The 13,318-nt window shown below is 50.1% G+C and carries 11 protein-coding genes and 1 tRNA gene; 9 read left to right on the forward strand and 3 right to left on the reverse strand.

Annotation, left to right across the window (positions count from 1 at the left end; translation table 11 throughout):
- The first annotated feature begins 13 nt into the window (after positions 1-13).
- From ACWHYD_RS00090 to ACWHYD_RS00100, 3 genes are all read left to right on the forward strand, one after another.
- On the forward strand, positions 14-286 hold the full coding sequence (locus tag ACWHYD_RS00090) for a hypothetical protein (RefSeq protein WP_447963914.1): 273 nt from the start codon (positions 14-16) through the stop codon (positions 284-286).
- Between the two features lie 91 nt (positions 287-377).
- The gene (locus ACWHYD_RS00095) at positions 378-1,556 is read left to right on the forward strand and encodes a dicarboxylate/amino acid:cation symporter (RefSeq protein WP_447965908.1); all 1,179 of its coding nucleotides are present in this window, start codon (positions 378-380) and stop codon (positions 1,554-1,556) included.
- Positions 1,557-1,670: 114 nt separating this feature from the next.
- Positions 1,671-2,924, forward strand: a complete 1,254-nt coding sequence (locus ACWHYD_RS00100; RefSeq protein ID WP_447963915.1) for an argininosuccinate synthase — start codon at positions 1,671-1,673, stop codon at positions 2,922-2,924.
- Positions 2,925-2,990: 66 nt separating this feature from the next.
- Here the strand turns inward: ACWHYD_RS00100 and ACWHYD_RS00105 are convergent, their stop codons facing one another.
- From ACWHYD_RS00105 to rfaE2, 3 genes are read right to left on the reverse strand one after another with little or no spacing between them, the layout of a single operon-like run.
- Positions 2,991-3,911: a peptidylprolyl isomerase gene (locus ACWHYD_RS00105; RefSeq protein WP_447963916.1), complete on the reverse strand. Its 921-nt coding sequence runs from the start codon at positions 3,909-3,911 to the stop codon at positions 2,991-2,993.
- A 1-nt stretch (position 3,912) separates the two neighbouring features.
- Entirely contained in the window at positions 3,913-7,392 is a 3,480-nt protein-coding gene (gene mfd, locus ACWHYD_RS00110) for a transcription-repair coupling factor (protein WP_447963917.1), read from the reverse strand.
- Positions 7,393-7,432: 40 nt separating this feature from the next.
- On the reverse strand, positions 7,433-7,930 hold the full coding sequence (rfaE2, locus tag ACWHYD_RS00115; protein WP_447963918.1) for a D-glycero-beta-D-manno-heptose 1-phosphate adenylyltransferase: 498 nt from the start codon (positions 7,928-7,930) through the stop codon (positions 7,433-7,435).
- Positions 7,931-8,130: 200 nt separating this feature from the next.
- Between rfaE2 and ACWHYD_RS00120 the strand changes: the two genes are divergently transcribed.
- The 6 genes from ACWHYD_RS00120 (at position 8,131) to rpmI (ending at position 13,318) form a co-directional block, all read left to right on the forward strand.
- Positions 8,131-9,618, forward strand: a complete 1,488-nt coding sequence (locus ACWHYD_RS00120; protein WP_447963919.1) for an SLC13 family permease — start codon at positions 8,131-8,133, stop codon at positions 9,616-9,618.
- A 220-nt stretch (positions 9,619-9,838) separates the two neighbouring features.
- Entirely contained in the window at positions 9,839-10,330 is a 492-nt protein-coding gene (locus ACWHYD_RS00125) for a helix-turn-helix domain-containing protein (RefSeq protein WP_447963920.1), read from the forward strand.
- A 79-nt stretch (positions 10,331-10,409) separates the two neighbouring features.
- A tRNA-Val gene (locus ACWHYD_RS00130) sits at positions 10,410-10,484 on the forward strand.
- 116 nt (positions 10,485-10,600) lie between these two features.
- Positions 10,601-12,544, forward strand: a complete 1,944-nt coding sequence (thrS, locus tag ACWHYD_RS00135) for a threonine--tRNA ligase (RefSeq protein WP_447963921.1) — start codon at positions 10,601-10,603, stop codon at positions 12,542-12,544.
- The gene (gene infC, locus ACWHYD_RS00140) at positions 12,541-13,059 is read left to right on the forward strand and encodes a translation initiation factor IF-3 (protein ID WP_376753393.1); all 519 of its coding nucleotides are present in this window, start codon (positions 12,541-12,543) and stop codon (positions 13,057-13,059) included. Before thrS ends, infC begins: the two co-directional genes overlap by 4 nt.
- Before the next feature lie 64 nt (positions 13,060-13,123).
- Positions 13,124-13,318 carry a 50S ribosomal protein L35 gene (gene rpmI, locus ACWHYD_RS00145; RefSeq protein ID WP_447965909.1) on the forward strand — a complete coding sequence of 65 codons (195 nt, stop codon included), beginning with the start codon at positions 13,124-13,126 and terminating at the stop codon, positions 13,316-13,318.

Below are 13,318 nucleotides of genomic sequence, written 5' to 3' on the forward strand. Positions count from 1 at the left end.
GAAAGGGGTGAGCATGTCTTTTGTACAGGTCAGGCAATCAACCCTCACAGGGGAACGAAAGACCTTTATCAGTGCATCGGCCATTGCCTATGTTCAAGAACTGAAGCCTGATCAGGATCTTGGTTGGCAGATTGGTGTGGAACCATCCAGGGCACTCATTTACTTGCATCAGAAGCTTGAGCCCATTATTTCCCTCGATAGTTTTGATGACATTGTGAGGCAAACAAAGTCCACTACTCTGGGTGTCGGGGTAGCTGGGCAGAAATTAGCCAAAAAGACCAAGTAGCGTTTCCCTTCCCTAAAATCAGGTTTGTCCCATTACCAAACAACCCTTATCTGTAGATCGTGGAAATGGCCATGGTCCACTCGTGTGGCTCATGGTGTCCGGTGCGGTGGCTGGCGGGGTGCTCGGAGCCCTGGCTCCAGAAGTCGCTCGCCATGTGGAAATTCTGGGTGAGCTCTGGATCCGGATGTTGCGGATGCTGGTGGTGCCCTTGATTGTGGCTTCGATAATCCAGGGCGTTGGATCCCTGGGTGATATTCGCCAGTTGGGAAAATTAGGAGGAGTGACGGTCACCTACTATTTAATTACTTCCGGTATGGCCATTGGGCTGGGAATGATCCTGGTCAGTCTCATTAAACCTGGAGCGGGAGCCGATATTGCTGCGGCGATGACCCCTTCCGGAGTTGAGGCGGCGGTGAACATCGGATGGCTCGACCTCATAAAGGGAATCTTTTCCCCGAATTTATTCGCGGCAGCTTCGCAGGGTGAATTATTGCCATTGGTCATCTTTTCTTTGGCATTCGGGGCGGCCCTGACGACGGTCGGGGAAAATGGTACATTAGTGCTCAAGTTTTTCGAAGGGGTGTTTGGGGCGATCATGAAGCTGGTTCACCTTGTGATGTGGATCGGTCCCATTGGCGTGTTTGGCTTGGTGGCAGGGCGCTTAGCAAATGCCGGTGGAATTGACGGTATTGTCGCGCTGTTAGTTGGTTTAGGGTTATTCACGATCACCGTGCTACTGGGATTGGCCATCCATGCAGGAATTATTCTGGGGTTCATCTTGCATTTTGGAGGTCAACGGAATCCTTTGACATATGTGCGTGCTCTTGGTGCAGCTCTGACGAGTGCGTTTGCGACCGCGAGTTCGTCTGCGACCTTGCCTCTGACAATGGAGGGGGTCGAAAGTGCCGGGGTGAGCAGTCGATCAAGTCGGTTTGTTCTTCCAGTCGGTGCGACGGTCAATATGGATGGATCCGCGTTGTATGAAGCCGTAGCCGCAGTGTTTATCGCGCAAGCCTGGGGGATTGAATTAAGTGGAGGGGCGCTTATTGTCCTGTTTGTGGTGGCGACCGTGTCTGCCATTGGCGCTGCAGGGATTCCTGAAGCTGGGCTTGTAACGATGGTTGTGGTCTTTCAAGCTGTCGGGCTTCCACTCGAGGGGCTCGGACTCCTCTTGGCCATTGACTGGTTGATCGATCGGTTTCGAACCGCAGTGAATGTCTGGGGTGATGCGGTAGGTGCCGCCGTGGTCGATCGCTATGTCACCGTCTAGCATCGAATTCCTTCATCTTCTTGGGTTATTATTCAATAAAAAAGCGAGCTCTTGCGGTTGACACATGGTGAGGGCTCAATAAATGTACACAACCTTATTTTAGGTGAACACGGCATGGAATCAAAAATCACGTATCAGAAAATTGCATCTCACGAAGCCAAAAAGGGAACGTTTGATAAGTGTGTTTTACTGTACTCGGGAGGACTGGATACCTCCATTATGCTTAAATGGATTCAGGAAGCCTATGCCTGTTCCATTGTGGCACTGACAGTCGATGTAGGCCAATTACATGAGGATCTTGAAGCGGTCAAAGCGAAGGCGATCAAACTGGGTGCTGAGGAGGCGGTGGTCATTGACGCCAGGGAAGAATTTGCTGAAACACTGCTGTCTCGGGCCATTAAGGCCAATGCGGATTACCAGGGGGGATATCCTCTCTCGACTCCCCTAGCCCGGGTAACGCTTTCGGAAATTGCCGTTCGCGTGGCCAAGGAGCGGGGAATCAAAGTCATTGCTCACGGCTCAACGGGAAAGGGGAATGACCAGGTTCGCTTTGAAAATTACATCACGACATTGGATGCCACGATGAAAGTGATTGCTCCGGTTCGTGAATGGAGTATGGGCCGGGATGAACAGATTGATTATGCCAAACAACACGATATCCCCATTAAGCAAACTAAAGAGTACCTGTATTCGCATGATGACAATATGTGGGGCTCCACTAATGAGGGAGGGGATATTGAGGACCCGGCCTGCATTCCTGATTTACGAAAATTTCTGCAGGTGTGCATTCCCCCGGAACAGGCACCGGATGAACCGGAAATTGTCGAAGTTGGGTTCAACAAAGGAATCCCTTGTTCAATCAATGGTGAAGAGCTTTCCCTTTGCCGGGTCATTGAACGCGCCAATGCTGTAGGGGCAAGGCATGGGGTAGGCATTGTGCATTTAACGGAGGACCGTTTAGTCGGATTGAAGGTTCGTGGCGTCTATGAAGCTCCTGGAGCGGAAATCCTCATCAAAGCGCATTTTAATCTGGAAAAACTTGTCAATACCCGTGACTTAAACGAACTGAAAAAATTCATTGATGAAAAGTGGGCGTACACCTGTTATGGGGCCAAATGGTTTGATCCGTCAATGGATGCCATCCATGCTTTCCAGGATTCCGCCAACCAGCGTGTGAGGGGAACGGTGAAAGTAAAGCTGTTTAAAGGAAAAGCCGATGTGGTCGCGATGAAATCTCCCTATTCTTTATTTGATGCCAATTTGGCCACGTTTAATAAGGATGCGAGTTTCAACCAGAATGCGTCTGCAGGGTTTATTGAGATTTACAATCTGGCCCAAAAGACCTATCGGCGCTTTGACCAGGTGTAGGATGGAGAATGAGAGGGATTCGTGATGGAAGAAGGTCTTGGGCCAGCAGGGGTGAAATGAACCTCTCTATTTAAGCCTCACATCGATGAAGGCTTTTTGTTTTATATCGGCCAGCCAATTCCGATACGCTTCCTCGGATCGCTGTTTAGTCAGCAATCCACGGATATCTCGTTCCACGGCTTCAAGGGGGAGCGGTTGGGGTTGCTGAATTTCTTCCACCAGGACGAGGTGAAATCCTAAGAGGGTTTCAATGGGGGCCGAGATGTGTCCCGGTTTCAGTTCCTTGACTACCTGCTTCAGAGGGGCCAATAACTCGTTTTCCCGCACCCATCCCAATTCACCCACTTGCTCGAAATGACTGGTGGCGAGGTCCTCTAACGAGGTAGTCGGAGTCCATGCGGCATACATGGTTTGGGCTTTCTTTCTTGCTCGCTCGCGTTCAAATCCTTCTTTTCCGGCTATCAGGCATTGCTTGAGTCGGTAGTGTGGGGATGTGAGAAATAGAGTTGGGTTGGCGTCATAGAACCGTTTAATTTCCTCCTCCTCGACAACGACGTTTCGGCGAACCTCGAAGTCATAAAGTTTTTTCAGGAGCATTTGATGGGCGAATTCTTCTTCGGTTTGGGTAGGTGGCAGAGGGGTTCGCTGTAAAGCGGCATCAATCTCGTCCTGGGTGACGGTGACCCCCCTGGCTTGGGCTTCTTGAATTTGGAGCCGATCATCGATAAGTCTATTTAGGACTTCTCGTTGTTTTTGGTGGTATCGGCGGTCCAGTTCTTCTCCGTGATATTTGGCGGTCAAGCGCTTGTACTCGTCCCGTATTTCCTTATCCAGATCGGACCAGGTAATCACCTCTTTATTCACCACCGCAATAATCCGGTCGGTCAGACTCAGGCCTACGCCGGGAAAGAAGAGAAGGCATGCCACTACCCAGATGAGAAACGTGTGTGAAGAGCAGCCTTTCAGGCATTCGCGCACGCCCTTCATGTCAGCGTTTCACTTCCTCTTTGGCCATCGACTGATAGAGTTCTTGTAATATCGTATTGGCCCTGGGGTACATGGAGGCCCAATCCTGTTCGGGAAGAGTCAAGCGATAGGCACGAGGAGAAAGACAGTCCAGACGATCTTTCCAGCTGTCCATCAAAGCACGAATTCCCTGTTCCGGAAGTTTGGCCCGTTCATGAAAGCGCACGTTCATGAGTCCGCCACGGACTTCGACGTACTCGAGTTGAAGGGCCTTGGCTAATACTTTGATTTGCATGACTTCAAATAGGCGTTCCATGGCGGTAGGTGGCGATCCAAAGCGGTCGAGCGTTTCCCCATATAATAAGGCCAAATCCCCTAACCGTTCACTCCCGGATAATCGTTTATAGAGTCCAAGCCGCTGAGAGGCATCTTCCACATAGTCTTCGGGAATGAAGGCTGAGACATCAAGTTGAAGAGTGGGTTCCCATTCTTCCTCCACTTCCTGGCCCTTAAGCTGCTGAACAGCCTGCTCCACCATTTGTAAGTACAGGTCCAATCCGACGGCGGCGATATTGCCGGACTGTTGTTTCCCGAGTAAATTTCCCGCTCCACGGATTTCAAGGTCAGCGGCCGCGATCCTGAACCCGGACCCAAGTTCGGCAAATTCTTGAATGGCGTTCATGCGTTTTTGTGCGTCGGTACTCAGGGTTTCCTCGTTTGGAATGAAGAGATAGGCAAAAGCTTGTTGCCCGCTTCGCCCCACACGTCCGCGAAGTTGATACAGTTGGGAAAGCCCGAATAAATCCGCTCGATCAACCAGGATGGTGTTCGCGCTTGGAATATCCAATCCTGATTGAATGATGGCAGAGGCCAGCAGGACATCGGCTTCCTGGTGAAAAAATCGTAACATCACACGTTCCAACAATTGTTCATTCATTTGGCCATGCGCCATCAATACCCGTGCTTCCGGAACCAGATCTTGTAACCAGGCTCCGGTTTGCTCCATGGTTTCAACCCGATTGTGCACGTAGTACACCTGCCCTCCCCGGGCGAGTTCCCGTGTGATGGCCTCTCGTACCACAGTCGGATCAAACCGGAGAACCTGTGTTTCCACCGCCAAACGACCTGGAGGTGCGGTCTCAATGACGGATAAGTCTCTCACTCCTGAAAAAGCCATTTGCAGAGTTCGAGGGATTGGGGTCGCGGAAAGCGTGAGCACATCGACCTGGGTCCGGAGTTGTTTCAGACGTTCTTTATGGCGGACGCCAAACCATTGTTCTTCATCGATAATCACCAAGCCCAATTGTTTAAAGACGACATCTTTTTGCACGACCCGATGCGTCCCGATCACAATGTCGATCACGCCGGCAGCCACGTCTTTCAATGTCGCTTTGATCTCATTGGCAGATTGAAACCGCGATAAAATACCGATTTTGACCGGGAACGGGGCAAACCGTAACGAGAAGTTTTCAAAGTGTTGTTGAGCCAGTAAGGTCGTGGGAACCAGGACGGCCACCTGCCGGTTGGCCTGGATCGCCTTAAAGGCTGCACGCATGGCGACCTCTGTTTTGCCGTATCCCACGTCTCCACAGACCAGGCGGTCCATGGGTTTCGGGGATTCCATGTCTCGTCCTATTTCTTCAATGGCTCGAAGTTGGTCAGGCGTTTCTTCATATTCAAACCCAGCTTCAAATTCATGCACCAGGAGAGTGTCCTCCTGATACGCCGTTCGTCTGGCGACTTCCCGGTTGGCATAGAGTTCAACGAGTTCCTCGGTCATGTCCTCGATGCCCTTTTTGATTTTCGCCTTGGTTTTGCCCCAAGCCGTACCTCCCAGCCGATCCAATCTGGGAGACCGTTGTTCTGCTCCCCGATACCGGTGGATGTGGTTCAGGCGGTCCAGGGGAACATACAGGGTGTCGGTTCCACCGAATTGCAACAGCAAATAATCACTGGTATAGCCCTGCACCTCCAAACGGCGCAAACCCAGATACCGGCCAATCCCATGTTGGAGATGGACGACGAGATCGCCTTCTTTTAGATCCTCCAACGACGAGAAAAATTTGGCAGTAGGTGATTTGGTGTGGGGACGGTGCCGGATGCCTTTCCCAAATAATTCTTCCTCGGTGACGAACGCGATATGTCCATCAGGTGAAAGGAACCCTGCTGAGAGGTCTCCTTCAAGACAGTAAAATGGGGCACGAACATCTGGGACTAGTTGAGGGAAGGGGTATTCCCACTTGTTGGCTGGGAAGCCGTGGTCATGCAATAAGGACAGCAGGCGTTCCACCTGTCCTGGACTGCGAGCGACAAAAAAAATCTCGGAGTCCGCTCGCAATTGGTCCAGTTTGGAAAGGGTTTCCTTAAAGGGAAGTCCGCGAATGCCTACCCCGACACTACTGGGAGACTGGGCCTGTAAGGAAACAGGCACACACGGCATGGTGCTGGTATCAGGAGCCACGCTATCCCACCAAACCGTCGGACACATGCTGGTATAGGTTTTAATGGTCTCCCACATCTCATAGAGTTGATCGGGGTCAGCATGGGCAGCGACGCCCCCCGGGCCGGGCTGGAGCTGTTCCCATGTTTCGAGTAACGCATTCCAAAATTGCACTGCCGCAGCATCCAGATCAACCGGGCGGTAGAAAGAGACGGTGACGGGCGTGTGAATGTAATCAAACAATGTGACAAGTTTGGGATAATACCGGGGAAGATCCCATTCAATGCTTGCCTGAATGTGTTCGATAGCGCTATCCGGTTGGCCGGAATCTGGAGGAATGAACTCCCGAGTGGGTAGGACCCAGGTTTCTTTGAGATGGGTGATGGATTCTTGAGTTGAGGGATCAAACGTCCTGATGGATTCGACCGTATCCCCAAGAAATTCAACACGGACGGGATGGTCCTGAGCTGTGGAGAAAATATCCACGATACCGCCACGTACGCTGAATTCACCGGGGACTTCAGCCAACGATCCACGTTCATACCCTAACCGGATTAATGAACGAAGAAGCACCTCACGCTCGCACGTCTCGCCGATCTTGAGGGAAAAACATGCTTCAGCGAAGACCTCCGGCGGAAGCAGTTTATGCAATATGGCGGGTAGTGAGGTCACCATGACGGTGCTCTCACCCCGGGACAACCGGTGGAGAGATCGGACGCGCTGGCAGATGACGCTGTGGGACGGCAGTGCAGGATTATAGGGAATGGTGGCCCATGGTGGGAATAATGCCAGTGTCTCGTGATCTCGCCTGATGAACGAGAAGAAAAATTCCAGGTCTTCATATAATTCTTCGGCTTGTTCTTGCGTTGGCGTGATGATGAGGTGTGTGTGGCCCTCAATGCCGGCCGTCTTTTTCTCCGGAAGGGTGAACAGGGTCATGGCCAGGGCGAGGCAGGCCTGTTGTGTGCTCAGTAAACAGGGCGGGGGTGTACGTTCCGGGATCGCTGGAACGACCGTTCGCAGCTGGTTTGCAAAATGATGGAAGACGAAAGGGATGTTCATGATCTGAAATACACCACGAAAATGTTTATCTGCGTGCTGACTAGGAGGATGGGTTTATTCCCTGCGTGGTAAGAATCCGTTCAATAATCGCGGTGGTAGAAACATCTGAGACAAGTGGAATTGTTCTCACAAATCCTCCCCGTTCCTCAATAAAATCTTTTCCGACTATTCGTTCCGGATTCCAATCTCCACCTTTCACAAGGACATTGGGTTGGATCGCTTTAATGAGATTCAAGGGATCCGGCTCATCAAATAGTATCACGTAATCTACGCACCCTAATGCGGCAATGACCTCTGCTCGCTGAGCATCGCTTTGGATTGGCCGATTTGTCCCCTTACCCAGTTGACGAACTGAACTGTCGCTATTCACTCCGACCACTAATCGATCTCCCAACTCCTTGGCTTCTGCCAGATATCGCGTATGTCCTATATGAAGCAAGTCAAAACACCCATTCGTAAAGACAATGGATTCTCCCGCCTGCTGATGAATGGTAATTCGTTGTAATAGACTATCGAGGGTATGAATTTTTGAGTGCATAATGATAAATCGTTGAATCCTTTCATGAGGTCTCTATCTCACATATCCTGACTTCTGTATGATACCTGCTGCATACTTCCAAATCCTAGAGAGGTTACCCGACAAGGCCATTTAGGCATACACGGAAAAGAGGATATACGGTCGAGGTCTCTAGGCCTACCGGACTTCCTAAGTTTGATCGCGTCCATCCCAAGAGCTGCATGAGCCAATCTGGTCCAGGTTCACAAACCGCCATTCCTACGCATCAATTTGGTCTTTTTGCCGGCCCCCTCCTTGCCGGGTTGATGTTTGTGCTGCTTCCCGAATCATTGCCCGAATCTGCGAGAATTCTGGCAACAATTTTGACCTGGGTGGTGGTGATGTGGATTACCGAGCCTATTCCTCTGCCCATTACCGCTTTGCTGGGCTGTGGACTGTGTGTGGTTGCCGGATTGGGGACGATGCACACCGTGTTTTCTGCCTTTGCTCACCCCATCATTTTCCTGTTTATTGGTAGTTTTTTTATTTCTGAGGCCCTATCCGTTCATGGGTTGGACCGCCGGTTTGGCAACTGGCTTTTGTCACGTAAGTGCGTGGGCTCTAACCCTATTCGTATCATGATGGCCATGGGTTTGGCAGTAGCCGGCTTGTCCATGTGGATTAGCAATACTGCGGCAACGGCGGTCATGTTACCCATTGCGCTCGGAGTGTTACGTGCACTTCGACAAGGTTATCCTAATATGGGGACCTTTGACACCGGGTTTTTGCTTTGCCTGGCTTATGGCGCTGGTATTGGGGGAGTGGCCACTCTTATTGGCACCGCGCCGAATTTAATCGGGGTGGGCTTATTAGCCCAGCAGGCCCATATTACCATTTCGTTTGACCGATGGATGCTGATTGGGTTGCCGTTGGCCTGTGTGATGCTGCTTGTGATGTTCACTCTTTTATATTGGTTGCATCCGCCCCCTTCTTCCTCGTCTTTTCACGAAGAATCTCCTATTCTCAAGATTTCGGCACCACTGCCTTGGTCACGTGGGGAGCAATATACATTTGCGGTCTTTGTGTTGGCGGTCATGTTGTGGATCCTCCCGGCCTTACTCTCAATATGGTTTGAAGGTGATCATGTGGTCGTGCAATGGGTTCGTGCTCATTTGCCGAAAGAGTTGGTGCCTATTTTTGCCTCCGGGCTTTTGTTTCTTCTGCCCTTGAATTTTCGACAGGGGAAATTCACCTTAACCTGGAAAGAAGCCGCCAATATTCATTGGGGAACCATCCTGTTATTCGGGGGAGGTATCGCCTTTGGCGAGTTGATGGTCGAAACTGAATTGGCGAAAGCGATCGGGCAGGGTATGGTGAATATGTTTGGCATTCAGTCGATCTGGGGTTTAACGGGTGTGGCTATTCTTACAGCCCTGGTTCTCACGGAACTTGCATCAAATACCGCAGCGACCAGCATGATTGTGCCGGTGCTCATCGCCATTGCCCACACGGCCAATTTTTCTCCTGTCCCTCCAGTGCTGGGTGCCTGTATGGCTGCAAGCCTGGCATTTGTGCTGCCTGTTTCTACCCCCCCGAATGCCATTGTCTATGGAACGGGCAGGATTCCGGTTCTCCGAATGGTGCAAGCGGGATTGTTGTTGGATGTGATTGGAGGCATGTTGATTTGGGGTACATTACGTATGTTGGGTCCACTTTTTGGAATTGATTGATCTTCCCAACCCAGAAGATAGACCTCAATTGATTTTTAAATAATGTTCCGACATAATCCTCGTTTGCATTTCACCTGACCAAAATACCGTGCCCTTTAACTCTTCTCACATACGGTTTGCTCTGCTAACCCAAGATCCCGATCTCAAGTCCCGGGTTCAAGGTCCAGATCTTCAGAACACCATTACGGTGTTGGATGACTGTTCCTCCTTGGAAGCGGCGATGCGTTCTCAACAATTTACCGGAGTGATTCTGGATGAGTCCGGGAAGAAATTTTTTCCTGCCTTGTCGGCATTGAATGGCCAATTGAATTTGTCGAAAACATTTATTTATGCCGGACCCCTGCCCGCCTGGAGTACCATGAATCAGATCCGGCAGGTCATGGGAGATCAACCCTCGGAAGAGGCGGCTATTGATCCGAAAGATGTGAGCCTGGCCAGTTATGTGGAAAAAAAGTTGGGGGATTTTGTTCGAGCGATGAATGTCGGTTCAGGGAAAAATCTCTATCCCACTTTAATGAGAGCTGTTGAACGGCCCTTGATTGAGCTCGCTTTAAGGGAAACGCATGGCAATCAGATTAAAGCAGCCAGGCTTCTGGGCCTCAATCGGAATACACTCAGAAAAAAAATTACAGAGTTTCAAATTTCCGTTAGTCAGGTAAAGGAATCTTTTGCCGGAAAACGCAAGAAGCCGGAATCGGACTCTGCTGGATAACCTTTCCTTTTCCCCTTGAAAAATAACCATTTCTTGACAAGACCACCAATGCAGTCTAGCATATGGCCGGTAAGAATATAGGCGCGTAGCTCAGGGGGAGAGCGCTACCTTGACACGGTAGAGGTCGGCGGTTCAATACCGCCCGCGCCTACCATTGATCTTTCTCCAACAAAGCCTGACAGGTATCCAGCTTCTTTCATAGGAGTGGTGCCTTTTCTTGCGTTCCATCACGGAATGTAGAATTTTGTATTATTTGGTGTTTGTACTCTAATGGAATCTATTCAGGTATCACTGAAAGGCGAAAGTAGTCAGGCCCTTCCCAAAGGGATCTCGGCGAAGGCCGCAATAGAACAACTGAAGGGAGCAGTTCCTAAGGATGTGTTTGCCGTTAAGGCTAATGGTGTGGAAATAGACCTTCTGGCCTCCCTTGAAACCGATTCAACCTTGCAGCCGTTGATGTTCGATTCACCGGAAGGCAAGGAAATTTATCGTCACAGTAGCACGCATATCATGGCCCAGGCGGTGAAGGAGTGTTTTCCTACGGCACAATTGACCATTGGTCCGGCCATCGAAGAGGGCTTCTTTTATGACTTTGCCTATGAACGCCCGTTCACGCCTGAAGATCTGGAAAAAATCGAAGCTCGAGCTTTGGAAATCATCAAACGTAACCTTTCGGTTTCAAGACGTGAGTTCTCCAAGGAAGAGGCGATAGAATTTTTCAAAAGTCGTGGTGAACCCTATAAAGTAGAACTCATTCAGGGGTTTCCTGATGGAGAGCCGGTGTCCGCTTATACTCAAGGGGATTTCGTCGATCTCTGCCGTGGCCCCCATCTGCCAGCCACTGGCTATGTCAAAGCATTCAAACTCCTGAATAGTGCAGGAGCCTATTGGCGGGGGGACGAACGAAATCCCATGCTGCAACGGCTCTATGGCACCTCCTTTCCTTCAAAAGAAGCCTTACAGGCTCATTTGGACAATTTAGAGGAGATCAAGCGTCGGGACCATAGAAAGCTTGGGAAAGACCTCGATTTATTTAGCATCCAGGACGAAACCGGTCCAGGTCTTATTTTATGGCATCCCAAAGGGGCACAGATCCGTCTGCTGATTGAAAATTTTTGGCGGGAACAACATTTGGCCAACGAGTATGAGTTGGTCTATTCGCCACATGTTGCTCGGTTGGATTTATGGAAAACCAGCGGGCATGTGGATTTCTACAAAGAAAATATGTTCGCCACCATGTCTGTGGAGTCCAGTGAATATCAGTTGAAGCCTATGAATTGCCCGTTTCATATCATGGTGTATAAATCACATTTGCGCAGTTATCGCGATCTGCCTATCCGTTACGGGGAATTGGGAACGGTCTACCGGTACGAACGATCCGGAGTCCTCCATGGCCTGATGAGAGTTCGGGGCTTTACCCAGGATGATGCTCATTTATTCTGCCGCCCTGACCAGCTGGGTGAAGAGGTGGAAAAAGTCCTGAAATTTATTACGAGTATGCTGGGAACTTTTGGATTTACGGAATTCAAGATGTTTCTCTCCACTCGGCCCGAAAAAGCTGTGGGGACGATCGACCAATGGGACCAAGCGACGTTAGCGTTGGAAACTGCGCTGAAAAACGGCGGCTATACCTACCAGGAAGATCCTGGGGAAGGGGTCTTTTACGGGCCTAAAATAGATGTCAAAATTCAGGATGCTTTAGGCCGATCCTGGCAATGTTCGACCGTTCAGGTCGATTTCAATAATCCCGATAGGTTTGGTCTGACCTACGTGGGTGATGATGGAAAAACTCATCAACCCATTATGATTCACCGGGCCTTACTCGGATCGATTGAGCGATTTTTTGGGATTCTATTGGAACATTTTGGGGGTGCCTTTCCGGCCTGGTTGGCCCCGGTTCAAGTTATAGTCCTCCCAATTTCAGAAAAACATCAAGGGTATGCCCAAGAGGTTGAAAAAAATCTTCGTCGGGAGGGCTGTCGCGTCTCCATAGACTTGCGAAATGAAAAGATTGGCCTTAAAATCCGTGAGGCAGAAAAGGCAAAGATCCCTTTCATGATTGTCGTGGGGGATCGTGAAGCTGAAGCAAAAATGATTGCGGTACGACAAAGGAACGGGAAAAATTTGGGGACGATGCCTATTATTGATATGGTGACGCTTATTCGGGAAGACATGCCCGAGTCTGTTAAGAAGGGTTCTTTACTTTTCGAATGACTCGTCCGGTGACCCCCAAACAACGTATTAATCATTTCATCAAAAATCCTGAAGTCCGGGTTATTGGTGCTGAAGGTGAACAGCTTGGAATCCTGAAGACATCAGAGGCGATTCGGCAGGCGAGGGAAATTGGATATGACTTGGTGGAAGTGGCTCCTACCGCGGACCCTCCGGTCTGCCGTATTATGGATTATGGGAAATTTAAGTATGAACAGAGCAAAAAAGAACATCGCATGCGACTTAACCAGAAATCCACCCAGGTTAAGGAAGTTAAATTTCGGCCTCGGACAGACAAGCACGACATGGAGACGAAAGTCAGGCAAATACGGGACTTCCTGGAAGAAGGGAATAAGACCAAAGTTACGGTTATGTTTCGGGGGCGAGAAATGGCCAATCAAGAGCTTGGGTTCAAAGCGATTCAGAAGGTTATTGAGGAGTTAAAAGGCGCAGGAAACATTGAGAGTCCTCCCAGGATGGAGGGACGGAATCTTTACATGGTGGTCGCCCCGAAGTAATTGGCTAATTGTGGGAGTCCGGCAATTTGTCGGTCGTTGAATAAGGAAATAAAGTATGGCAAAAATGAAATTAAAAAATCACTCAGGAGCCAGTAAACGATTTAAACGAAGCGGCTCGGGTAAGTGGATGCGGCGGAAGGCAGGAATGCGTCATATCCTCACTTCCAAGTCGCCTGGAGTAAAATCCAGACTAAGCGGCGCAGCAGAGGTCAGAAAAGAAGACCGGACTTCGCTGTCTCGGTTACTCCCCTATAAGTAA

The organism is Nitrospira sp. Ecomares 2.1 (assembly GCF_965152585.1).

What these genes read in the sequence shown, in the direction of transcription:
- ACWHYD_RS00090 (WP_447963914.1), top strand. Translation starts at nt 14, where the DNA reads ATGTCTTTTGTACAGGTCAGGCAATCAACCCTCACAGGGGAACGAAAG.
- ACWHYD_RS00095 (WP_447965908.1), top strand. Translation starts at nt 378, where the DNA reads ATGGTGTCCGGTGCGGTGGCTGGCGGGGTGCTCGGAGCCCTGGCTCCA.
- ACWHYD_RS00100 (WP_447963915.1), top strand. Translation starts at nt 1,671, where the DNA reads ATGGAATCAAAAATCACGTATCAGAAAATTGCATCTCACGAAGCCAAA.
- ACWHYD_RS00105 (WP_447963916.1), bottom strand. Translation starts at nt 3,911, where the DNA reads ATGAAGGGCGTGCGCGAATGCCTGAAAGGCTGCTCTTCACACACGTTT.
- mfd (WP_447963917.1), bottom strand. Translation starts at nt 7,392, where the DNA reads ATGAACATCCCTTTCGTCTTCCATCATTTTGCAAACCAGCTGCGAACG.
- rfaE2 (WP_447963918.1), bottom strand. Translation starts at nt 7,930, where the DNA reads ATGCACTCAAAAATTCATACCCTCGATAGTCTATTACAACGAATTACC.
- ACWHYD_RS00120 (WP_447963919.1), top strand. Translation starts at nt 8,131, where the DNA reads ATGAGCCAATCTGGTCCAGGTTCACAAACCGCCATTCCTACGCATCAA.
- ACWHYD_RS00125 (WP_447963920.1), top strand. Translation starts at nt 9,839, where the DNA reads ATGCGTTCTCAACAATTTACCGGAGTGATTCTGGATGAGTCCGGGAAG.
- thrS (WP_447963921.1), top strand. Translation starts at nt 10,601, where the DNA reads ATGGAATCTATTCAGGTATCACTGAAAGGCGAAAGTAGTCAGGCCCTT.
- infC (WP_376753393.1), top strand. Translation starts at nt 12,541, where the DNA reads ATGACTCGTCCGGTGACCCCCAAACAACGTATTAATCATTTCATCAAA.
- rpmI (WP_447965909.1), top strand. Translation starts at nt 13,124, where the DNA reads ATGAAATTAAAAAATCACTCAGGAGCCAGTAAACGATTTAAACGAAGC.